A 23,267-nucleotide genomic window follows, 5' to 3' on the forward strand; every position below is an offset into this window, starting at 1 on the left:
GTTAATTTTTAATTGTTACTAACTCTACGTTACATAGAGGTAATACCGGCGTCATAATATTTACCAACGCCATATTCTGCTCTACGGAAAAATTTTTCTGAACTTGGTCCAATGATCTGCAATTCCGGATTCCTCTTCTGTACGTCCAATGCAATACGCATTTCTTTTGTACAGCCGGTGGAGAACGTAGAATCTTTCCCCGACCAGATGGACGGAACTTTATGATCAAGCAAACCAAAGCTCGTTTCTATATCTTCAACTGTCTGAAAACGCCAGACGTCCAACAAGCCGCTTCGTTGAACCTGCTCCCACATGAACATCAAATCATCCCCGTCCATACCTTCTTCAAAGTGTTCAGCGGGGTTAATAATGAATGTGCTGTCGAGACGCTTACGCAAATGAGCAACAAAGGTGTTTACTATCTTTATAGCTGTGTTCGTTTCACCGGGAATAGAACCGATGACTGCGCTATAAAACATAACACTGCGTCCCTTCTGCTTCTCTTTACGCATACTCTCAATGATGCGGTTTGCCATGTCATTTATGGCTTCTTCACTAAATTTTCGAATATTGCTGGCGCGCGGTTTTGCTTCCAATACAAACATGCCGTCATGCTTTCTGTAGAACCCGAGCACGTCACGCGTAAAGCTGTGTCCGCAATTCAGCAAGTTATCGTAGTTCGCTGCACCTTTTGCAAAAACAATGTCACACTCTTTCCATGCACGAGAAAATGTCACATTTGTTTTATACAGATTCAGTTTCTCACGCATTCCATCAGAAATAATGAGGAACCGATGCGAACGCAACAGCGCAAGCAACAGGTTCTTGGAAATTGTGTCGTTCGGCACCATTTTGGCTGTCTTACACAACTCAAGCAACACTGGGTCCTGCATGGCATCCCAATATGTCGGGGAATCAAAAAGAAAGCCTTCTTTCAATGCCAAAATGACTTTATGCCCCTGCCTGAGTAACGCCCGAATAAAGTAGAGGTCAAATACAATTCCGCCACAGCTTTCCGGCAGAAACAGAATAGTTTTCCGATCATCTTTTTCTGAGCCAAGAAGTACTTCAAGCGAATGCGATGTCGGGCAAGGCTTGTTCATCTCGTTTTCAATATCAAGATATGAAGGCGTACCTGCACTCCACAATTCCGGCATGGTAGAAAAGTACATGAGCCGTATCAATTCTATAATGTCCAACTCCGAGCGCAAATCGCGCAAATCAGGGTTAAACATGCACTCTGACGGTGTTGAGTACAACATTCGGTCTGTGGCAGAATTTTTAAAATACTCAAATGCATTTCGGTTTGCAGTAAGCTTTGCATCACTTGATGGATCAACCAGAGAGCACTGCGTCAGCACAATACTGTTCATGCGTTTAAGTAATCGGGATGGGATCATAATCCGTGATGACAAATGCGTTTTGAACCGCAGACGGCAAAACCCCATCACTTTCCGTTCGTGATACTTATTAAACGCATGTTTGCGAATAAGACGGACGGTATGCAACCAGATGCGTCCATATTCACGCATAAGCTCATCTGACGGTTTCTCTTCCATCAGACAACTAAGCGTTTCATCAGAACAAGGAATAAAAATTTGTTTATCGTCAAGGGCAACCATGAACTTGAGCTGCTCATCGGAAGCAACGTTTTCAGGATTCATGAGGTGTTCAATGTTGTTTTCTGTCTTAAAATGATGCAGCCAGGCATCCATTCCTGCGTCTTCTCCCCAGTGTACATCTCTGGCAGACGCAATTGCAGGCAGTACTTTCCCCATTTCTCTTCTCCCTCATGTATGGACACTGTCCCTAACTAGCAATTTTCGCGGATAAACCCTCTTTTAAGGAGCTTCTCATAATACGAATTGTCGTCAAATTCAGCGTACAACAGGCCGCCCTGCGCTTTCGAAATGGAAACAACATCATCAGATTGCAACAAGATACCTTCCTGTCCATCCTGCGTCAGGAACAAGTCTGCATCATGTGTGCGCACAGCTGCAGTAAAAATATGTTCCCCCGGTAAAACCATAGGATAAAGACTGCGCAAGAACGCGCAGACAGGTGTGACAGAGTATGCGTCCATATCCGGATGCACAAGAGGGCCTCCGGCGGAAATAGCATAGCCCGTGGAACCGGAAGGCGAAGCGATGATGATGCCATCTGCACGAATTTCACCCATCGGGTTACCGTTTACAGAAAGCTCTAGGCGGGTAATACGGGCAAGAGCGCCCCTGTTAATGACAAAGTCATTTGCTGCGACACCACTGAACACAATCTCATCACCACGGGTCACCGTACAGGAAAGAGCAAGCCTTCTACGAAAGTTAACTTCGCCATCGAGAATAGCCTGTAATCGCTCTTCCCACGCGTCGCTTGGTATTTCGGCAAGAAAACCTACTTTCCCCATGTTGATTCCCACAAGGGGAATATCCCGACCCGCAAGATGTCGCGCAACACTAAGCAGTGTACCGTCACCACCAAGCACAAGGACAAGATCGCACTGAACAGCTTCACGTGTGTACAACCATTCAGAAGTGCCATTTTCGCAAATAACGCCCTGCACATTACGCACAGCAAACCATTCGAGCAATTTTTGCCCGAGCGCTGCGGCTTCTTCATGTGAGGCCTTAGTTACAATACAAATATTAGAAATTTTATGGTGCATCGCAGTTCTCTAGTAAAAACCGGCTATGACTTCAAGAAGTGTATGATAAAATGAATCGCATAATTCCAATTGTACCACCAGCTTTTTTAGGACGACAGTAATTCCCGTCGCAGAATTGTATTTTTTTGCATTCCAGCCATTAAAAACACAATAGCACATACATAGCACACTAGCATTATTCATGCTTTTACGCACGGCTTCGCACATTGTCACACCCGCGTATATAGTGTACTTCCATTCCGTCAGGTGGTACTGACCTGTATACAATATCGTACGCACGCAAGTGCGTCTGGAGAATTGATGACACAACAAGCAATCGACACTATTTTAGAACACGCACGCGAAGGCGCACGTCTACGCGAAGAATATTTTTCTAAGCACGCAGAAGACGTAGACGCTGTTGCGCGCAAATTTGCTGTTTGCCTTGCAAAAGGCGGTAAAATTTTATTTTGTGGTAACGGTGGCAGTGCAGCGGATGCACAGCACCTTGCAGCAGAATTTGTTAACCGTTTTTTAATCGAACGCCCACCACTTCCGTCCATTGCCCTGACAACTGATTCCTCCATTCTCACAGCCATTGGTAATGACTATGGCTATGACTTTGTATTCTCCAAACAAGTTCAGGCGCTCGGAAATAAAAACGACATTCTCGTTGGCATTTCCACTTCCGGCAACTCTACTAACATCATCAATGCATTCAATGCAGCCCGCGAACGCGGACTTGTTACTGTAGGGCTTACCGGCAACGGTGGCGGCAAAATGACCGAACTGTGCGACTTCCTTCTGGACGTACCACACGCTCATACTCCACTCATTCAGGAAGTGCAGCTTACCATCGGGCACCTCCTCTGCCAGCTTACAGACTACTATCTGTTTGAAGATGCAGCAGCACTTCAGGCTGATTTAGAAGCCGCCGAATAAAAATTTTCAGCTGTATATATTGACCTTTTTCAATTTCGCACTATCTATTCGCCAAAATAGATAGTTAAGGAGCAACGGCTATGCCTTTGTACGAATACGCATGCGAAGCGTGCGGTAAAGAGTTTGAAGAACTTGTTTTTGGTGATGATATTCCAGAATGCCCAGAATGTAACTCACCGAACACACACAAATTACTCTCAGCTACCAAGTTTAAAATGTCCGGAGGCAGCATCTCCGCCCCTACCGGTTCTTCCGGCGGCTCAAGCTGTTCCGGCTGCTCCGGCGGCAATTGTTCTACCTGCGGCTAAAACGCAGACCTACACTCGAACTACCAAGCACTTTCGGACACGACATGAAGAAAATCGTTATTGCTACCAGAGGTTCTAAGCTTGCACTTTGGCAGGCTAATCATATTAAAGACTGCATTGAAAAAGAACATGAAGGCACTGCTGTTGAGCTTTTGATTCTTAAAACAAAAGGCGACATCATTCTTGATGTACCGCTCGCCAAAGTTGGCGGCAAAGGTCTTTTCGTAAAAGAAATCGAAGAAGCACTGCTCGACGGGCGCGCTGATATCGCCGTTCATTCCATGAAAGATGTTCCGATGGAACTCCCTGAAGGTTTGATTCTTGGCTGTATCCCTGAACGCGAAGCCTCTTCAGACACTTTCCTTTCTGTACAGTACGATTCTCTTGATGCTTTGCCTGAAGGCGCAACAGTGGGCACAAGCTCCCTGCGTCGTCAGTCCCAGTTGCTGTCCATTCGCCCCGATCTCAACGTTGTTTCCCTGCGCGGTAACGTAGACACACGTCTGCGCAAGCTCATGGAAGGCAACTTTGATGCAATCATCATGGCAACTTCCGGCCTTAAACGCCTTGGTCTTTCTGCACCGAAGAATGAAATTCTCGGCGCACCACGCTTCCTGCCAGCAGCTGGTCAGGGTGCACTCGGCATTGAATTCCATCAGGATCGTAAAGACCTGCATGAAATGCTTTCATTCCTTGAACACCGTCCGACCCGCATCTGTGTTGAAGCAGAACGTGGATTCCTCTTCGGTTTACAGGGTGGCTGTCAGGTACCTATCGCAGGGTATGCAACCATGACAGACGAAGACAACTTCGAAATGGTTGGCTTTGTAGCTGATCTCGAAGGCGTACGCAAAATTCGTGAGACCGCAAACGGTAGCGAAGAAAATGCACGCCAGACAGGTCTTGATCTTGCCGAAGTAGTAAAAGGGAAAGGCGCAGACGCCATCCTTGAAGAAGTTTACGCTTCTGAACACGCTGTTAAGAACTAACACGTTGCTACATAAATAATCACAACGAAATAGCGGATGAATCAATATGGTTCATCCGCTATTTTTTTATGCAGTCTAATACAGCCATTTGGGGCTTGACGCTGGTTCTGCTATACTGCACACACAACATCAACAAATACATGTATCGGTTTTTTTAGTAGAACCGGAGGAGACAACACACTTGCACCCAGATGACACGCAGAAAAGCGATATTCTCAGCACCCTTGGCTGGTCTGAATCTTTCAGTCAGCAGCTTACCGAAGACGAAACCACTGAACACATTGGTCGCGTCTGTAGCATCCACTCAGTTCTTTTGAACGTATGGGGCGAATTCGGGAAGGTACAAATGCCATTACCGGGCAACTGGCTTGGCGGTAAAGCAGAAGCTAAACCGACAGTCGGCGACTGGCTTGTGCTTGATAAAAACAAGCAGTACCCCGTCCGTATGCTGGATCGCAAAACCGTTTTTGTGCGTCGCTCTCCGCAGAATGAAAAAACTGTGCAGCTCGTCGCAGCAAATCTGGATACAGTTTTCATTGTCTCCTCACTGAACCACGACTTCAGTCTTTCCCGTCTCGAACGTTACCTTGCACTGGCTATCCAGTGTGGCGCAGAGCCGGTTATTATCCTCACTAAAGCAGATGAGGCAGACCAATCCTTTACGGATGCCTGCGTTGCTGACGCAAAAGAACTCTACAAAGACGTGCCAGTTATCGCTGTTGACGGTAGAGCAGACAACACAGCCAAGCTCCTGAAAGATTGGTGTGGTCACGGGCATTCTATCGCACTCGTAGGTTCCTCCGGCGTAGGTAAATCCACCCTCATCAACACAATGATGGAAGAAGAAGTTACCCTCACCGGTGCTATTCGTGACGTAGACAGCAAAGGTCGACACACCACTTCCAGCCGCACCTTATACATAATGCCATGCGGCGGCACGATCATGGACGTCCCCGGATTCCGTGAGCTTCAACTTCCTGCATGCGAAGATGGCGTAAAAAAGGTTTTCCACGATATTAAAGAATTCATAGATAAATGTGCTTTCGTAGATTGTAAGCACGATCAGGAACCAGACTGTGCCGTGCAGCAAGCAATCGCTGCGGGGCTCCTGACCCAACGTCGAGTCGACAACTATCACAAGCTCATTGAAGAGCAGGCACGCACAGGTACAGAACGCACCTACACCAAACGACAAGAACGCCAGATGGCTCCACGTCCGAAAACTGGTGGCAAGCCCAAACGGCGTACCGGTGGTGGCAAAAAGGGCGGAAAGAAAAAGAAAAAATAGCGTGCTGGAGCTAAGGAGCTTCGGCTAGGTTTTCTAAAAAGCTTGCCTCCGGCGGCCAGAGAACCTTGTTACACTGTCGCTTTCTGTAATCTCTCGTACCTCGAGAACAGCTACCGCTTTGGAAAAAGGCTTCTCTGGACTCTCCAAAAACTTTTACCTGCGAGCTTAGCACGTTGCTTATGTTATTTTGCGGCTTATGCTCCACTACCTTTTGCTAATTATAAAAGGGTTGTCCTAATTAAATAGGACAACCCTTTTTGTTGTTCAAAGCAATACCATTAAGCCGCAGGAAAGATAAAAAACGAATAGGTATTGCATAATAAATTTTTTCACACGGCTTCTGCACCACTGACTTTATTAGCGTAAAAAGGCTGTTCCAAATATATTGGGACAGCCTTTTTTGTTTCATGAAAGGTAGTGGGGCATAAGCCGCGAGGTTATGTTAAAAACGGGATGCTCTCGCAGATAAAAGTTTTAGGAGATTCTTAAGAAGCCCTTTTCCAAAGCGGTAGCTGTTCTCGAGGTACGAGAGATTACAGAAAGCGACAGTGTAACAGGGTTCTTAAGCCGTCGGAGACATCACGCTGATAAGCGCCGCCGGAGGCTCTCCCCCCCCCAGTCTACGGAGACAAAAAAGCATACTTTTCCCGTTGCAGACTGAAAATGTTTCTGTCAGTGTCTGCACACATTCACCCACCTTTAGCCATGCCCGAACGGACACGCTCATACGGAGCCTGTATGATGCCTGAGAACTTACTACAATACCTTATTGCTGTTACTATTTTCTGCCTTATCCCTGGTGCAAACACGATGATGATCGTCAAAAACAGTATCCGTGGCGGCTTCGTTGACGGCGCTGCAACCAGCACAGGAATCGGAGCAGGATTTTTCATTCACGCAGCAGTTTCCACCTGCGGGCTTGCATTGATTCTTTACAACTCTGCTCAGCTGTACCAAGCAATCAAATTTTGCGGCGCTGCCTACATAGCTTGGATGGGTATCCAGAACCTTCGTAGTGCGATGAATAGAAACTCTTCAGAAGTTGAAAAACAAGTTTGCTTTGCTCATTGTTCTGTCCATAAATCTTTTACAGAAGGCATCGTTTTTAATATCCTGAATCCGAAAACGTGCATTTTCTACATGGCTTTTTTGCCACAGTTCATGGACCCTAAAGGCAACCTGCTCTTACAGGCATGCATTTTAGCAGGCTTGCACTGTGCTATTTTTCTCTGCTGGCAGTATGCTATTGCGGGTTTTGTGCACAAAGCAAAGGGACTTATCTCTAAAGCAAAAGTACGTACTAGAATTGACGCAGTGGCAGGAATTGCACTTGTAGGACTGGGCGTAGAATTAGCTATTTCTGATTAGATGTCGCTTACGAAAAACTACAACGATTGACGAATAGATTCAGTGCTAGGAGCTAGTTATGTTACCGGATAATTTTGGCGAATTCTTAATCGCGATCACAATTCTTTCGATGATCCCCGGTGCGGACACCATGATGGTTATCCGCAACAGTATTCGAGGTGGGCTCACAGACGGCGCAATCACTAGCGCTGGAATCTGTACAGGACTTTTTTTCCACGCCACTATTTCCGGCTGCGGACTTGCGCTTATTCTTTATAATTCAGCGCAGCTCTACCACTTTATTAAAATTATTGGTGCATTCTATATTATTTGGCTTGGTTGCCAAAACTTATGGGACGCGAAAAAGCGATTCACGAGTGCTAAAGGCGCTGAAGAACTTGCAGCGAAAGCAGAGAAAGTACGCGTTTCCCGTTCATTTAGAGAGGGAATTCTCTCTAATGTTTTGAACCCGAAGACTGCCATTTTCTACATCACATTTATGCCGCAGTTTATGTGTTCCGGCGCTAACCCTGTTACGCAAATATTTTTCCTTACCAGCGTGCATTTCTGCATTTCATTCATCTGGCAATGTTTGCTCGCCAGCATCGTAGGAAAAGCTAAACAGGTGATGTCTGCTCCAAAAAGCCGGTCATACATTGAAGCTACCGCTGGTTCCATTCTTGTAGGACTTGGAGTTAAGCTGGCTGCATCTGAATAATGGAATGGTGCAAACGTTACGTTCTATCCCATTAGAGGGGTAATACACTGACGATGATGAGCACTGTGTCTCTCTACTAAATATGAAAAAAGCCCATGTCGTTGAGTAAACGACATGGGCTTTTTTTATTCTCTATCGAGCGTCCTACAGTTAATCGCTTCAGCAATATGTGCAACAGCAATATCCTTCGCGCCTTCTAAATCTGCAATGGTGCGTGAAATACGCAGCACTCGTGTGTAGGCTCGTGCAGAAAGCCCAAGAGCTTCCACAGCATTACGAAGGAATGTATTCTCTGCATCTGTAATCGGTGTAAATTTCTCAAGCCAGCGCCCAGAAAGGTCAGCATTCGTTTTCAACGGTGTTCCCTTGTAACGCTCTTCCTGAATCTTTCTGGCTGCCTCAATTCGATCACGCATTTCTTCTGAACTGATACCGGCGTTGGATTGCAAATCTTCATACCTAACCGCAGGAACCTCCACATGCAGATCAATACGATCTAACAAAGGTCCAGAAAGTTTTGAACGATAATTTGCAACTTGCCTGTTGTTGCAAGTACAAGGATGCCTATCATCTGTAAGATACCCGCATGGACACGGATTCATTGCAGCCACAAGCATAAAGTCCGATGGGAACGATAGGGAAATACTGGAACGCGAAATGGTGACATTGCCATCTTCAAGTGGCTGGCGCATTACTTCCAGTACCGACTTTTTAAACTCCGGCAGTTCATCTAGAAAAAGTACGCCGCGATGTGCTAAGGAGACTTCCCCCGGCTTAGGGTATGCTCCGCCACCTACGAGACCTACATCAGAAATGGTATGGTGCGGCGAACGATACGGACGCTCTGTTATGAGTGACCGTTTTCTACTGAGCAGACCGGAGACAGAATAAATTTTTGTTACTTCCAGCGTTTCGTCAAAAGTAAGCTGAGGTAATACCGTCGGGATTCGTTTTGCCAGCATGGTCTTGCCACTTCCCGGAGGGCCCACAAAAAGCAGGTTGTGGTTACCGGCTGCTGCAATCTCAATTGCCCGCTTTGCATGTTCCTGCCCTTTCACTTCAGCAAAGTCATGCATCCATTCTGATGCATACCCTTTCTCAGCTTCCGGCGGAGTTGCAGGTTCAAATACAGTTGTGCCCGCGATGTGTTCAATTACTTCCCCGAGCGTTGTCATGGAGTATACGGACAAGCCCTCAACAACTGCTGCTTCCTCTGCATTATCAGGCGCAACAATAAGTCCTTTTGCACCCATTTCTCGAGCATGGATTGCTATAGGCAACACCCCGGGGACAGGCTTCAATTCACCGGTTAAAGAGAGCTCACCGACAAAAAACCATCCTTGCAGTGATTCCGGAGCAATTGTGCCAGAGGCACCAAGTAAACCAAACGCAAGCGCCAAGTCATACCCGCTACCCGCTTTGCGTTTATCAGCCGGAGCAAGGTTTACGGTAATACGTGACGGCGGCAACTTGTGCCCCGTATTTTTCAAAGCAGCCATTACACGTTCTTTAGCTTCGCGAACAGCACCTTCAGCAAGTCCTACCATTGTAAATGCAGGCAAACCCGCACGGGTTAAATCCACTTCCATTTCTACGGTAAAGGCATCAATTCCAGCTAGAGCAGCACAGGAAACAACAGTGATCACATCGTCCTCGCAGTTATCATAAGAAATCAGTACAATCTGAACGTTATAGACAAAAAGATTATAGATTTTTAAAGATTAGCGCAATCATGCCGATACACAACGTTAAGGTTACCGCAGTAATCCGATCTCTTTTTTTCTCTAAATATTTTATAACTATTAGTTCAGGGGGGAGAGAGTCTAGTAACTTTCACCACCGCAGTATAAGCACTAGAAGCAATTTTCTTATTCTCATTACTACTATGTTTGCTCGCCACAGGTGAAGACTGACTTACTCTCGTAAAGGAAGTGTACATGACACTACAAAACAGAATTACTGCATCTGTTGCTTTTCTTTTTGGCACTGTCGTATTGATACTCATCACTGATTTTTCATTTGTCGGTGCAGAAAATGAGTCCATGCGACATATAATCCAAGGTGCCCTTACAATTGCTGCATTTCTGGTGATGCTCTTAACCATCATTAATGTACGTACCCAACTTATTACTCCACTCAACAACATCCATAATTACGCCAAAAAAATCCACAAGGGTGATTTTGACGCAAAGCTTGAAGGCACGTTCAACTTCGAATTTAAAGACCTTCAAACTTCATTATTAGGGATTGTTTCCAACTTCAAAGACCAAGTCTCCCAAGTTCAAAAGAATAACGAACTTATCAAAATTACAGAAGAACAGTCCCAACGTGCTCTTAATGCAGGCAAGGAACAGGACGAGAAAGTACAGAAGATGCTCACATCCATGCGCGATGTAGCGAGCCGTGCTCATGCTCTTTCTACCAATGCTTTCGACGCAGTTCACGAACTGTCTTCACAGATTGAGCAGGTCAATGCCGGTGTTGATATCCAGCATGACCGTATGACGGAAACTGCCACAGCAATGGAAGAAATGAACTGCACTGTTCTGGAAGTTGCGCAAAACGCATCCAGCGCTGCTAACTCTGCTTCTGAATCAAAGAATAATGCAGAGACAGGTGCAGACGGAGTACGCCGTGCGGTTGAATCCATTATGCAGATGGAACAACGCATTGTAAGCTTGAAAGAAACCATGGGACAACTGGGCATGCAGGCCGATGCCATTAGTCAGATCATGGTGACAATCTCCGACATTGCAGACCAGACGAACTTGCTGGCATTGAACGCTGCGATTGAAGCAGCGCGTGCCGGTGACGCAGGACGCGGCTTTGCAGTTGTTGCAGACGAGGTACGTAAACTTGCAGAAAAAACAATGCAGGCGACTCAGGAAGTTGGCGGTGCTATTGGTCGAATCCAGAGCCACGCGCAGCAGAACGTGCAGGCTGTAGAACTTGCAGCTCACGACATTGCTCTTTCCACCGAGGCCGCAACAGAGTCTGGCCGCTTTATGGAAGAAATCGTAACCATTGTTGATGAAACAGCAGTTCAGGTTTCCTCCATTGCAACCGCATCCGAAGAGCAGTCGGCAGCATCTGAAGAAATTAACCGTGCGATTTCGGATGTAACTCGTGTTGCTTCTGAAACTGCCATCGGCATGAGCAGTGCTGCAAATGCCATTGTAGAACTCTCCGGCCTTGTGGAAGAGCTCGACTCCATGATCTCCAGCCTCTCCAAGGGCAACCTTGAAAGCGCTGCTGCTAGCGACGGCCCTCTCTTCATTTGGAGCGATGACCTTTCTGTTGGAATCGAATCAATCGATAATCAGCACAAGGTTCTTGTTTCTTTAATTAACGAGCTCCATGCCGCCATGAAATCCCGTCGTAGTCATAATGAGTTACTGGATGTTATCGACAACCTGAAAAACTACACAGTTACTCACTTTGGATACGAAGAAGATCTGTTTGCTAAACATGGCTATGCAGATACTCCGGCACACATCGAACAGCACCGTAAATTTGTTGCAGAGGTTGTTGATTTTGAAACCGGCGTTCGCTCCGGCAAATTAACCGTAACCATGGATGTTATGAAGTTCCTCAAAGACTGGCTTACTCACCACATTAAGGGAACAGATCAGCAGTACACTGCGTTCCTCACATCAAAAGGTGTAAGCTAACAGCCTGGTTTCTCACCATATCAATAAAAAAGCCCCTGACAGTTTCCTGTCAGGGGCTTTTTTATTCTTAATACAACTTACTGCTGAACAAACATACCTAATCTATCCCAACGAATAGAGCGTGTACCGTCCATAGACCAGTAAATGATCAATGCATTACCGACAATCGCTTCACGATCTACAAAACCCCAGAAACGGGAATCGTATGACTCGTCGCGGTTATCACCGAGCATAAGATATTTGTCTGCCGGAATAATTACCGGACCATAGTTGTCACCGGGACCCGGCATTACTTTCGTATGCTGAACAAACGGTTCATCAACTTTACGACCATTTCGGTATAATACCTTATTACGGATTTCAATTGTGTCTCCCGGAATACCGATGACACGTTTGATGTAATGAACTGAAGGGTTTTTCGGGTATTCAAATACCACAATGTCTTCACGTTCTGGATCGCCTATGGAGAGCATTTCGCCACCCTGAACTACAGAGTAGCGTGACAACATAGACGTAGCGTCCGGATTTGTTTCTTTAATAGAAAACGGAAAACGAACGCCATAGGCAAACTTGTTAACCAGCAGATAGTCACCAATCTGCAAAGTCTGAAGCATGGAGCCTGACGGAATAGTAAAAGCCTGAACTACAAAAGAGCGGATAATTAACGCTAGAATCAGGGCTACCCCGAGGGCTTCCAAATATTCTCTCAATCCACTTTTACCTGCTGTATTACCCATTCTTTCTATACCTGCTTAGTTAGCCCGCGGAACGGGCATTCATATCTAATCGTCACCAATTTTAAGAGCAGCAAGGAACGCTTCCTGTGGTAACTCAATGTTACCCATGCGTTTCATGCGTTTCTTACCCGCTTTCTGCTTTTCAAGGAGCTTTCTCTTACGAGAAATATCACCACCGTAACATTTAGCGGTAACGTTTTTACGCAATGGCGCGTTACGTTCTCTAGCAATAATTTTTTGCCCGATCGCAGCCTGTACAACAACTTCATACAACTGACGCGGGATACTGCGCTTCAATTTCAAAGCTACAGCACGACCCTGATGGTATGCGTTGTCTTTATGTACGATGGTTGCAAGAGCATCCACTGGATCGCCGTTAATAAGCATATCCAGCTTAACAAGGTTTGCTTCGCGGTAATCGATAATCTCATAATCCATCGAAGCATAGCCTTTGGTGTAAGATTTCAATTTATCAAAGAAATCGTACACGATCTCTGCAAACGGCAGTTCGTATGTGATGATGACACGGTTTGTAGTCATATACTTCATATCTTGCTGAATACCGCGTTTTTCTTCACATAGCTTCAGTACGTTACCAACATATTCATCCGGTACGTGAATTTCACAACGAATAAACGGTTCGTACAATGATTCTGTTTTAGAAGGGTCCGGCAATTTTGCAGGGTTATCTACTTCAATAGTTTCACCGTCGACCGTTGTAACCTTGTAAATTACTGAAGGCGCAGTTGCGATCAGATCAATATTAAACTCACGCTCAATACGTTCCTGAATAATTTCCATGTGCAAAAGCCCAAGGAAACCACAGCGGAAACCAAAGCCAAGAGCCTGTGAGGTTTCTGCTTCATATTGGAACGCAGCATCGTTTAACTGTAATTTTTCAAGTGCGTACTTAAGGCTCTCGTAATCCTGAGATTCAGAAGGATACAACCCACAGTAAACCATTGGCTGAACTTCTTTAAAACCTTCAATTGCACCAGTTGCCGGATTATTGGCAAGCGTAATGGTATCACCAACCTTAGCATCGCCCAGATCTTTAATGGTCGCACAAAGGAACCCTACCTCACCGGCAACGAGCTCTTTCATGTCAACCATATCAGGACTGAACACACCAACGCGGGTAACTTCGTAATCTTTATGAGTAGCCATGAGACGAATTTTATCGCCTTTTTTCACGGAACCATCAAAGACACGGAACATAACAATAACACCCTGATATGAATCATACCATGAGTCAAAGATAAGTGCTTTCAGAGGTGCGTCGCTGTCCCCTGTCGGAGCAGGAAGCTTATCTACGATCGCTTCAAGTACCTGATCAACGTTCAGACCTGTTTTAGCACTTACGCCAACAGCTTCAGTCGCATCAAGGCCGATACTTTCTTCAATCTCTGCAGACACACGATCGATGTCAGCACTTGGAAGGTCAATTTTATTCAGCACAGGCACGATTTCATGATCGTGATCCAGTGCAAGATAAACGTTAGCCAGTGTCTGCGCTTCTACACCCTGTGTGGAGTCCACAACAAGCAAAGCGCCTTCACAGGCTGCAAGAGAGCGGGATACTTCGTAGCCAAAGTCAACGTGACCCGGAGTATCAATCAGGTTCAAAACGTAATCTTCACCGTTTTTTGCCTTATACGGAATTCGTACCGCCTGTGCCTTAATGGTAATGCCGCGCTCGCGTTCGAGATCCATGCGGTCAAGATACTGCTCACGCTGATCTCTTTCGTTTACAAGACCCGTAATCTCAAGAATACGGTCCGCGAGAGTAGATTTACCATGATCAATGTGTGCAATAATGCTGAAATTTCGAATATTTTCCAGTTTCGCCATATAGTATTCGGACGGCCGTTTCCGGCACTCCTCCTGTAAAAGTCTAGTGCATGTAAGAAGCCGTACCCAAAGTATGGTTACAGCCCCATTATTTTCGTAACTTGTTGAACGTGCTTACATACGCCATTCTGTCTGTAAAGTCTAACTCTGACAAGCACGAAATACCGGTGGGTCGACTGCTCTCAGTTACATTTTTGAGCCTTAGTATTTAATAGCGCAACCGTAGCGGGATGAGTCGATAATACTGTTAATACAAGTCAGAAATACGGTCTACTCACTCTAGGGTCTTAGATTTGAAACACACAACTATGAGGAGTTTCTACCATGAGAGTGGTAAAGATAAGCATGCTTATATTCTGCGCAGTCGTGCTCTTTGCACCACAAGCAGCCCAATCAGCAAAATTATATCCATCAGCGGAAAACAATCAAACTCGTACAGCGCCAAACCATTACACAACCCAAAGTGGCATCATAAAGCATCATCCTCCGGAAGCGTCGATGATGCAACAACAACAGATGTATCAACAGCAAATGATGCAACAACAGGGCACTACTTACTATAATCAGTCGCAACAAATGCCTGTGGCTGGCTGCCTTATGTGTTCAAAAATTCAGTCAGCAAATTTAACTCCGCACATGCGCGCAAATTTGATGAACTCACTCAACGAATTTTCAGCCCAGAACGATCCATTGTTTAACGAACTGCAGAGGCTCAAAAATCAGCAGCTGATGCTGAAGCGCTCTGCAATGCAATCTCCGGCTCAAGAATCTTCACTCGAAATACAACGAGATAGTACACGAAAAGCGCTCATGCAGAATCTAAAACAACAACGTCGTTCATTGAAAAGCAACTACGGAATGAATATTACCGAACGTGAAATGATTGTGCACAAACTTCATCAAATGCAAGGCAACCAGGCCATGATGAGCGGCCAGCAGACCTATAGCACACAGATGAATCACAGTATGCATCAGCAACAACAGGTGCAAAGCGGTTACCGCTCACCACAGCAGACAAATCCTAACTACAATCAGGATTACATGATGAACGCTCCAATGCGTGAAAGTTACACAGGCCAGACCTACGAATAGCCTGTAGTAAATAAAAACAGTAGCCCCATGACGATACATACCGTCATGGGGCTTTACTCTTTTTTCTTTAGATATCTGCTTTCAGAACTACTATTGTAATGTCATCAAGCTGCGGTTCGCCATCCTGAAAAATCCTTACTGCTTCCGCTACAGCATGTAAAATTTCTGCTGCCGGCTTAGTATGGTTCATCCGAATAGCTTCCCTCATCCGGTCTTTACCGAACATTTCACTGTCAGGAGCCATCGCTTCCCATATGCCATCAGTGCCAATAACCATTACTTCACCGGCACCTAGCGCATCACAACATACTTCTTCGTAATCAGCATCAGGCAGAACCCCTAACGGTAAACCGCGCGCTTTTAATTCACGAAATTCGTTTGTGTTTCCATCATAAATGATAGCCGGATCATGTCCTGCACTTGCCCATTTTATGTAATGGGCACCACCGGAAATTTGCAAACAGAACAGTGTCACAAAGCGCCCCGATCCATAGCAATCACGCGTAAGCAATTTGTTAGCATTTGAAAGAAGGAGTGCGGGGGAATGTTGATACTCAGCCTGCATTCGCAAATATGCTCTTGTGGATGCCATAAGCAACGCAGCACCTATACCATGCCCCGTGCCATCACCAAGCACCAAAACCATCTCGTCCTGCTTAGGGCCAAGATTCTCCACAAAGTCAAAAAAGTCACCACCGGTTTCATCACTAAAAATAGAACTCGCTGCAATATCAAGCCCTTCGAATTCTACTTGCTTTTTAGGGAAGAGAGCCTGTTGCATTTCACCTGCGACTTTTAGCCCTTCCATCATACGAATACGATCACGTAACCCTGTAATCATCGCATTTGTATGCCCTGCTATCACGCCGAATTCGTCAGAGCTCATAACTGGCACAAAATACTCCATATCTCCATTACTCACACGCTCCAATACACCAGTCTGGCTTTCAAATAACATACGCAAATTCAGAGAATACGAATAAAGCAGATTTATAATGAATCCGAGAAGCACGAGCATGATGAATACAATGTCGATAATAATCGATTGGCGCGTCAGTAAAATGTGCCCCTTGCTGACCTGAGTAGTCATGGAGCTAAGCAGGTACAAATCCCGTGCGATAACAGCCACTACCAACGAAGCAAATAGCAGAACCGTGATTGTACCGAACAGGAAAAATTTTGTTGTGATGGGATAATAGACCTGAGGCAGAGCGTACGACCACTTCATGCTCCGTGCCACCTGCATAACCTTTCGGTTGTGCTCCAATGCAAGGTCTATTGCGATAAAAAAGCCTATGGTGAATGTCCCCATAAATACTTTTCCACCGCTTTCCATCAACGGGAAGCTGAACACGAATTCATTAAATAAAATCATGCTGACACCCGCCGCAACAAACAGACAAAAATCCATCCATCCCACAACTTTTGCCTGCACATCAATTTTTTGCTTTTCTATAAGCGGAGTAAAAAGCAACACCCTGAACATATATGCAATAGCAATCGGTACAAACACCACAAAACCTATCTGCCATGCTGGCAAAGTGGACACAAAGGGGCATATCCTACCGTTATAAACATAGATAAGAATGAAAGCGATTAAATAGAGTAAAAATGCACGCATAAACTCTCCCGTAATAAAGCACAGATAGTTCCAGCACAACATACTGCAACCAGAATGTTCAATAGTAGAAAAGTTATGGGAATAGGTACATTACAGAGAAATAATACTAACAGCACTACACAGAGACAGATTACCGGCACACAACGCATGATTCAACATCTCCACACATCGCCCACCATCAACAAAACTCTGTTATTTCAGGTTAATACATCTCTACACTTGATCAACAAATATGCTTGACCACACTTCAAAAGTAGTCCAAACATATAAATAGCCATCAAAAACTCAGGTTGATGATATCTCAGCAATCTGATTCAATGAAGGCTCTTTTTAGATTCACGGTACCCGCCCTGCGGGAAGATGCCTATAAACGGTTCCTAAAGGTGTTGCAGACTGCACTCGTTTTCTACATCCACCTCATGTTTATATGCATCGTTGTGCAACTATAACTAAGGAAAAATGCATGGACCCCCAATCGGAGATATCCGGTAGTCCCACCGCATGGAATGGCATTACGCTGACCATGCCTGACAACTGGATTCCTGCTGCAATTGAGCAGCGTTATCTTCTTTTTTCTCGAAATTCACATCCTGCGCTGGAAATTAAGTGGCATAGAGTTTCTAACTCTAAATCACTGCCAAAGAAAGAAGGCGACATCACTCGTCAACTGAAACGGATGAAAGGGTTCAGCACTGAAAAAAGTGCTGTTACAGACCAGTGGCGTTCTATTACAGACGTCCTGCAACCTTTACTGGAAGTTCAGCCCTTCTCTCATGCAAAAGGCAGTGGTGCTATCTGCATCCATTCTCCTTCCAAGACTATTCTGGTACTTCAGGTTCACGCACCTATCGATCAGTACACTGACGTTATACGGCAGATCCTTGCCTCATTAACAGTTACGAAAACTGACGAGCCCGTAACATTCAGCATGTTCGGACTACGTTGCGCGCTTCCTGCCGGTTCCACGCTAGTGCGCCATTCTTTCAAACCGGGCGAGTTTGTTCTCGAGCTACAATCCGGAGCCTCAACTATCTGCATTACGCGGCTAGGCCCCGCCAACATTGTACTTGAAGGGCAACCGTTCCGTAGATGGCTGCACGCCACATATGACTTGCCATTAGAAACCTTCCACAAAGACAAATCCATACTCCCCACGGGAGCAAAAAAACGTTATCATTGGAAACATGTAGAGGCACCTTCACTTATGAAACGCTTATTCCGATCTTCAGGGCTGGGTAAACAGCAGCAAGTTCGGGGAGCAGCGTGGATTGTTGAAGGTCAAAACAAGCTCGTCACCGTAGAAATACGGTCGAACGCTCCAATATCCAGTTTGTTTTTGGAATCTATTTGCACTCATGTGGAAGTCGACTAGCAAAAAAAATCAACAGGTAACACAGCCATTGTCTTTGCAAAAGGCAATGGCCTGTGTCCCTGTCCGCAATTTATTGGTTGAAGAAATCAACCGTACCTCGAAGAACGTAACACTGTCCTTCCCTCTCCGCATGCGCCCGTGGTTCAGCAAATTCACCACTGCCTTCGGTCATGAACCTCCTGAACAAAAGAAACGCCTCGAACTCGATGAGCTCGGGACATTCTGCTGGTCGCTGATTAACGACAAGCGCTCCGTTCAGGCTATAGCAAATGAGCTTGCAAAGACCTACAAACTGCATCCGGAAGAAGCCCGTGTTGCAGTCAGCCAGTTCGTCCGGCAACTTGGAAAACGGGGCATCATAGGTTTGAAAGAAGGAGCAAGGTAATGCAGGCAGCTCGTGTTTCTGATCACGCTTCCCCATCCAACGCCAACACAGGCGCACTTCAATGTACACCAGAACAAGCCAGAACACTTAACCATGTGCTGACTGAAAAAGACATTGTCATCGGCGCCTACTTCACTCAGAAAGTACATCCCCAGCACGGGGTGTCCGTTCAGCACGCATCATTTGATTACATTGCAGACTGGTTCCACAGCGCCATCAGGCTGGGACTTAACATGGTTATCCTGCATGATGGATTGCCTGAAAAGTTCATGGACAAATGCCGCGTTACATTTTCTCTCAATGCACAACCACATCATACTGGAAGCCTGCATTTTGTCCCATATTCACCGGGCAAATTCACTATTGCAGATGAACGATTCTTTGCCGCGCGCGATCTTTTACAAGCCCTGCCCGACTGCCGCACTGCATTCATAGTAGATATTTCCGACGCATGGTTTAACAAAAATCCTGCAAACCTCATCCTCCGTCGCAGCGTCTGGGATTACTTTGATGCCTCACGCCTGCTCAATGCTTCCGGCAGCTTCTCACAATTACGCAGCGTCCTAACCAAGCAACGTTCCGCATGGCAGCATCGTTACTCCTATTCTGTGTTCGTGGGTGGAGAAGTAAATACCATAGGTCAAAATCCATGGATGATGGAACAATTCCAAACAATTTACGGACGTCATTTTCCAGAATTCTCCGCAAAACCTATTCGCAATTGTGGAATCATCGGCGGACGCAAATCTATTGTTCTTTCACTTCTGAAAACTGCCTGTGGTGAAATGGAACGGCTAGACATGACTGCGCACCTCAACGACATGGCAGTATTCAACTACATCCTTCATAGAAATGATGCCTACTCTGTCTATTCAAACGGCACCCTCAACAGTCCATGGAAAACATGGCGCAAACGGGGAAGCCACGCCATTTTCCATAAATAAAGATCATAAAAAAAGCAGGAGGAATTCCCCCTGCTTTAAGATTGTTTGTTACTACCCGAAATAATGTTTGCGGCTACAATTTCATAAGGTACGCCAGCGCATAAAATGGCGGACGGTTTTCATGCGCCTTCGATCCACCAGTTGCACTGACAGTTCTCTCAGCCGTTGTTGTGCGGTTAGCTACCATCAGATCATTAAACGTCGATGTACCATCATCCTTGAATGCTCGAATAGAATGTGAGTGTTCCGGCATCTGATCTACCGTCAACGTTACTGTGTTAGCGCCCCCTTTTGCTCCTTGTGAATAACTTCCTCCGGCACCCGCAATAAACCTGTCACGCAAATCCGGAGTAACCACCCTGAAACCATCAGGAGCGGTATACGTTCTCCCATCACATACTGCATACTTTGCATCTGCCGTTCCAGTCATTCTATTCACAGGATGCCCAGCCCCGTTCACTGTCCCTTTAAACGGCACGACCATACCGCTCAGCAACTCATCAACCGGGTCGGCAGGATTGTTGATGGCCTGATCAATCAAGCTTTGTGCACTATTAATTAAATTTTGAGCATTTGACACCAACGTCACAGCATCAGACACACCCCCCTGTGCCTTCACAACCTCGGCTGCAGCTAAACCTACCTGCGCTACACTGTCGTTCTTAAACTGTAATGTTTCTTCTTTAATGACGAGCAGCTCATTCTTAGCACTTGCTGCCTTAGCAGCTGCCTCTGTCAAATTCTGCATCAACTGTTCAGGGGTAGTAGAAGAAGTAGCAGGAACCTGCACGCATCTCTCCAAATCTTCCCGCAGCTGCTGCAATGCGAGTGTAAGTTTATCAGACATCCGCTCGATAACATCTGCGTTCAGTTTGCCCGCATTACGCAAATCCGTATCCTGCGTCAGCGGTACATCTAGGAACAACGTCATTTTTTCATCTTGAGCCAATGAAGCAACACAGCTTCCGCCACCGCCCTCCAGCATCTCAACTGAATAATCTATACCATACACAAGCTGAGCATCCACCCCAGCAACCGAAGTTTTAATCGCCTGCACGTGCTCTGGTTCCAAGAACGTAAACAACACCGGCCAGTCACCCTGTGTACCGTCACCTACATACTTATGCATTGTCCGCTGGCTCGATATAGTCATTCTTCCTCCGTACCCTAAAAAGTTACTCTGGTTTTTCCAGAGCACCATACACGACCACAATCCAAACCCGCAGGGTACAACGTGGGGTTAGGTACAGTTTTTCTTTTTTCTTTTACTTTTGCCTCCGAAGCCTCTGGTGGTCTGCGACGCTTTTTATGTCTCCGACGGCTGGGCTGAATACTTTTTTGAAAAAAAGTTTCCCCCAGACCCCCTTCCAAAAACTTTTATTTTGCGATGGAAGCCAGTTCTATTTATCTTTTACGCGCTTATCCTTACTTACTTGAATAACAAAAAAAAGAGCTGTCCTATTTAACTAGGACAGCTCTTTTACAATTAACGAAAGGTAGTGATGCGAAAGCCGCGAGGTGGTCTTAAAAAAAGAAAGACCTCGCAGATAAAAGTTTTTGGAGAGTCCAGAGAATCCTTTTTACTTAAAGCGGTAGCTGTTCTCGAAGAATGAGAGATTACAGATAGCGACAGTGTAACAAGGTTCTCTGGCCGCCGGAGGCAATCCCTACAAAGCGCTCCGCTGCCAATCACCGTGAAGCATTCAAGCCTATTACAGCCCAAGAACCTCGTAGACTTTTTTCATATCGAGAGCTTCGCGAACGGTATCTGCAAGCCGATCCAACGCTGGATCTATTGAGAACGAAGCTTGCACTCCTTGCAACGGGGAAAGCCCTTTACGGCTGCGCAGATCGTTAATAAACGCCCTGCGGAAATTGTCGTCGTCGAAAACACCGTGCAGATAGGTGCCCCATACGCTTTGGAAAAGATGATTTCCTGCGAGACCGAACCCGATGACTGTTCCATCTTCACGGGTAATTACAGACTGCATTTTTTGCGATTCTGTTGACTCGGTCACACCGTGATGAATCTCATATCCAGTTACAGTGTTCCCTGTTGGGACGTGAATGCCTGTCACTCGTGTAAGAACTTTTTCTTCACCCATTATGGTGCGTAAAGGTAATAGCCCGAGCCCTTGCTGAGTTGCGTGCAGATGGATATCCTTTGAACTGGAAGCTTGTTCCACGTATTCGATGGAAGCAGGATCTGACACTGTCTCGCCAAGCATTTGGAATCCACCGCAGATGCCTGTCACGACACCACCGGCTTCGGCAAAATTTTTAACGGCTGCGGCTAATCCACTTTGGTGCAACCAATGAAGATCGCCTGGAGTATTCTTAGAGCCGGGAATGATAATACAGTCTGGATTGCCTAGGTGTTCGAGAGAATTTACAACACGCAACGCCACATCCGGTTCGATGCTAAACGCGTCCACATCTGTAAAGTTAGCGATGTGTGGAAGATCAAGAAGCACTATGTCGAGAGCATCATCACGTAGGGGGAGCTGGCGCCCTATTGATTCCTTAAATGTTACGGAATCTTCTTCAGGTAGTCCAAGCTGCATCAGGTACGGCACTACTCCGAAGAACTGCTTGCCTGTGCGGTTTGTTGTAAACTCAAGAGCTGGATCAAGCAGTGTCACATCACCACGGAAACGATTTAGGATAAAACCTGCGACTAGATCTTTCTCCCATGCATCCAACAACTCCATCGTGCCAACAAGAGAAGCGAATACGCCACCTCTATCGATATCTCCCACAAGCAGCACTTTTGCTTTTGCATAGCGTGCCATTGTCATATTCACAATATCGTGCGCTTTTAAATTTATTTCTGCCGGACTTCCAGCACCTTCAAGCACCATCACATCGTGTTCTGAAGCAAGAGAATCGTAAGCAGTCTTCACATGAGCAAAAGCGGTAGACTTGTACTTCAGATATTCCTTCACACGCATATTTGCCACGGGCTTACCCATTACGATAACCTGTGAACCTGTATCAGAAGATGGCTTCAGCAATACAGGGTTCATCCGCACATCAGGATCAAGTCGACACGCAGCGGCCTGCACAGCCTGCGCGCGCCCAATCTCTTCACCATTTGGCGTTACAAAAGAATTGAGCGCCATATTCTGGGATTTGAAAGGAGCGACGGAAAGCCCATCCTGCAACAGGATGCGACAAAGTGCGGCTGTAAGCACACTTTTGCCAGCATTAGAGCTAGTACCCTGCAACATGAGTGACGGAGTGGTGGAAGAGGTGACTGTATTATTCATGACGAAACGTGTACCTATTTTTTGCTTTACCTACCAGCATGAAAAAACACATTATAGCCAGCGTCGTGCGCAAATTTGACATGCGCACA

General features: G+C 45.9%; 19 protein-coding genes. 11 read left to right on the forward strand and 8 right to left on the reverse strand.

Going from position 1 to position 23,267, the window contains the following annotated elements; all coding sequences use genetic code 11:
- Positions 1-29: 29 nt before the first annotated feature.
- Positions 30-1,778, reverse strand: coding sequence for an ARMT1-like domain-containing protein (locus tag ACZ5V1_RS11150; protein WP_464388900.1), 1,749 nt, complete (start codon positions 1,776-1,778; stop codon positions 30-32).
- 35 nt (positions 1,779-1,813) lie between these two features.
- Complete coding sequence (locus ACZ5V1_RS11155) at positions 1,814-2,665, reverse strand: NAD(+)/NADH kinase (RefSeq protein WP_464388901.1); 852 nt, start codon at positions 2,663-2,665, stop codon at positions 1,814-1,816.
- A gap of 300 nt (positions 2,666-2,965) precedes the next feature.
- Here ACZ5V1_RS11155 and ACZ5V1_RS11160 point away from each other — a divergent pair, with 300 nt between their 5' ends.
- The 6 genes from ACZ5V1_RS11160 to ACZ5V1_RS11185 all read left to right on the forward strand — a co-directional run bounded on the left by ACZ5V1_RS11160 (position 2,966) and on the right by ACZ5V1_RS11185 (position 8,236).
- Entirely contained in the window at positions 2,966-3,586 is a 621-nt protein-coding gene (locus ACZ5V1_RS11160) for a D-sedoheptulose 7-phosphate isomerase (RefSeq protein ID WP_160716324.1), read from the forward strand.
- 80 nt (positions 3,587-3,666) lie between these two features.
- Complete coding sequence (locus ACZ5V1_RS11165; RefSeq protein ID WP_464388902.1) at positions 3,667-3,894, forward strand: FmdB family zinc ribbon protein; 228 nt, start codon at positions 3,667-3,669, stop codon at positions 3,892-3,894.
- A gap of 44 nt (positions 3,895-3,938) precedes the next feature.
- Positions 3,939-4,883 (forward strand): hydroxymethylbilane synthase, encoded by a 945-nt coding sequence (gene hemC / locus ACZ5V1_RS11170; RefSeq protein WP_464388903.1) that lies wholly within the window; start codon positions 3,939-3,941, stop codon positions 4,881-4,883.
- A gap of 181 nt (positions 4,884-5,064) precedes the next feature.
- A complete protein-coding gene (gene rsgA / locus ACZ5V1_RS11175; RefSeq protein WP_464388904.1) occupies positions 5,065-6,171 on the forward strand; it encodes a ribosome small subunit-dependent GTPase A in 1,107 nt (368 codons plus the stop codon).
- A gap of 738 nt (positions 6,172-6,909) precedes the next feature.
- A complete protein-coding gene (locus ACZ5V1_RS11180; RefSeq protein ID WP_464388905.1) occupies positions 6,910-7,539 on the forward strand; it encodes a LysE family translocator in 630 nt (209 codons plus the stop codon).
- Between the two features lie 58 nt (positions 7,540-7,597).
- On the forward strand, positions 7,598-8,236 hold the full coding sequence (locus ACZ5V1_RS11185; protein ID WP_464388906.1) for a LysE family translocator: 639 nt from the start codon (positions 7,598-7,600) through the stop codon (positions 8,234-8,236).
- A gap of 125 nt (positions 8,237-8,361) precedes the next feature.
- Here ACZ5V1_RS11185 and ACZ5V1_RS11190 read toward each other — a convergent pair whose 3' ends face one another.
- On the reverse strand, positions 8,362-9,882 hold the full coding sequence (locus tag ACZ5V1_RS11190; protein WP_464388907.1) for a YifB family Mg chelatase-like AAA ATPase: 1,521 nt from the start codon (positions 9,880-9,882) through the stop codon (positions 8,362-8,364).
- Between the two features lie 291 nt (positions 9,883-10,173).
- On the opposite strand from ACZ5V1_RS11190, the gene ACZ5V1_RS11195 reads away from it, so the two are divergent.
- Positions 10,174-11,907 (forward strand): bacteriohemerythrin, encoded by a 1,734-nt coding sequence (locus tag ACZ5V1_RS11195; protein ID WP_464388908.1) that lies wholly within the window; start codon positions 10,174-10,176, stop codon positions 11,905-11,907.
- 77 nt (positions 11,908-11,984) lie between these two features.
- Here the strand turns inward: ACZ5V1_RS11195 and lepB are convergent, their stop codons facing one another.
- Both lepB and lepA read right to left on the reverse strand, forming a co-directional pair.
- Positions 11,985-12,644, reverse strand: coding sequence for a signal peptidase I (lepB, locus tag ACZ5V1_RS11200; RefSeq protein WP_464388909.1), 660 nt, complete (start codon positions 12,642-12,644; stop codon positions 11,985-11,987).
- 45 nt (positions 12,645-12,689) lie between these two features.
- Positions 12,690-14,495, reverse strand: coding sequence for a translation elongation factor 4 (lepA, locus tag ACZ5V1_RS11205; RefSeq protein ID WP_464388910.1), 1,806 nt, complete (start codon positions 14,493-14,495; stop codon positions 12,690-12,692).
- A 324-nt stretch (positions 14,496-14,819) separates the two neighbouring features.
- On the opposite strand from lepA, the gene ACZ5V1_RS11210 reads away from it, so the two are divergent.
- Positions 14,820-15,587: a hypothetical protein gene (locus ACZ5V1_RS11210; protein WP_464388911.1), complete on the forward strand. Its 768-nt coding sequence runs from the start codon at positions 14,820-14,822 to the stop codon at positions 15,585-15,587.
- Positions 15,588-15,654: 67 nt separating this feature from the next.
- Here the strand turns inward: ACZ5V1_RS11210 and ACZ5V1_RS11215 are convergent, their stop codons facing one another.
- On the reverse strand, positions 15,655-17,136 hold the full coding sequence (locus ACZ5V1_RS11215) for a PP2C family protein-serine/threonine phosphatase (protein ID WP_464388912.1): 1,482 nt from the start codon (positions 17,134-17,136) through the stop codon (positions 15,655-15,657).
- A gap of 535 nt (positions 17,137-17,671) precedes the next feature.
- On the opposite strand from ACZ5V1_RS11215, the gene ACZ5V1_RS11220 reads away from it, so the two are divergent.
- From ACZ5V1_RS11220 to ACZ5V1_RS11230, 3 genes are read left to right on the forward strand one after another with little or no spacing between them, the layout of a single operon-like run.
- The gene (locus tag ACZ5V1_RS11220; protein ID WP_464388913.1) at positions 17,672-18,580 is read left to right on the forward strand and encodes a hypothetical protein; all 909 of its coding nucleotides are present in this window, start codon (positions 17,672-17,674) and stop codon (positions 18,578-18,580) included.
- 28 nt (positions 18,581-18,608) lie between these two features.
- Positions 18,609-18,965, forward strand: coding sequence for a PqqD family protein (locus ACZ5V1_RS11225; protein ID WP_464388914.1), 357 nt, complete (start codon positions 18,609-18,611; stop codon positions 18,963-18,965).
- Positions 18,965-19,909, forward strand: coding sequence for a hypothetical protein (locus ACZ5V1_RS11230; RefSeq protein ID WP_464388915.1), 945 nt, complete (start codon positions 18,965-18,967; stop codon positions 19,907-19,909). The genes ACZ5V1_RS11225 and ACZ5V1_RS11230 overlap by 1 nt, the downstream gene beginning before the upstream one ends.
- A gap of 73 nt (positions 19,910-19,982) precedes the next feature.
- Here ACZ5V1_RS11230 and ACZ5V1_RS11235 read toward each other — a convergent pair whose 3' ends face one another.
- Both ACZ5V1_RS11235 and ACZ5V1_RS11240 read right to left on the reverse strand, forming a co-directional pair.
- Positions 19,983-21,062: a hypothetical protein gene (locus ACZ5V1_RS11235; RefSeq protein ID WP_464388916.1), complete on the reverse strand. Its 1,080-nt coding sequence runs from the start codon at positions 21,060-21,062 to the stop codon at positions 19,983-19,985.
- Positions 21,063-21,621: 559 nt separating this feature from the next.
- Positions 21,622-23,178, reverse strand: coding sequence for a cobyric acid synthase (locus ACZ5V1_RS11240; RefSeq protein ID WP_464388917.1), 1,557 nt, complete (start codon positions 23,176-23,178; stop codon positions 21,622-21,624).
- Positions 23,179-23,267 lie beyond the last annotated feature (89 nt).

This window comes from Halodesulfovibrio oceani subsp. galateae (assembly GCF_055397225.1).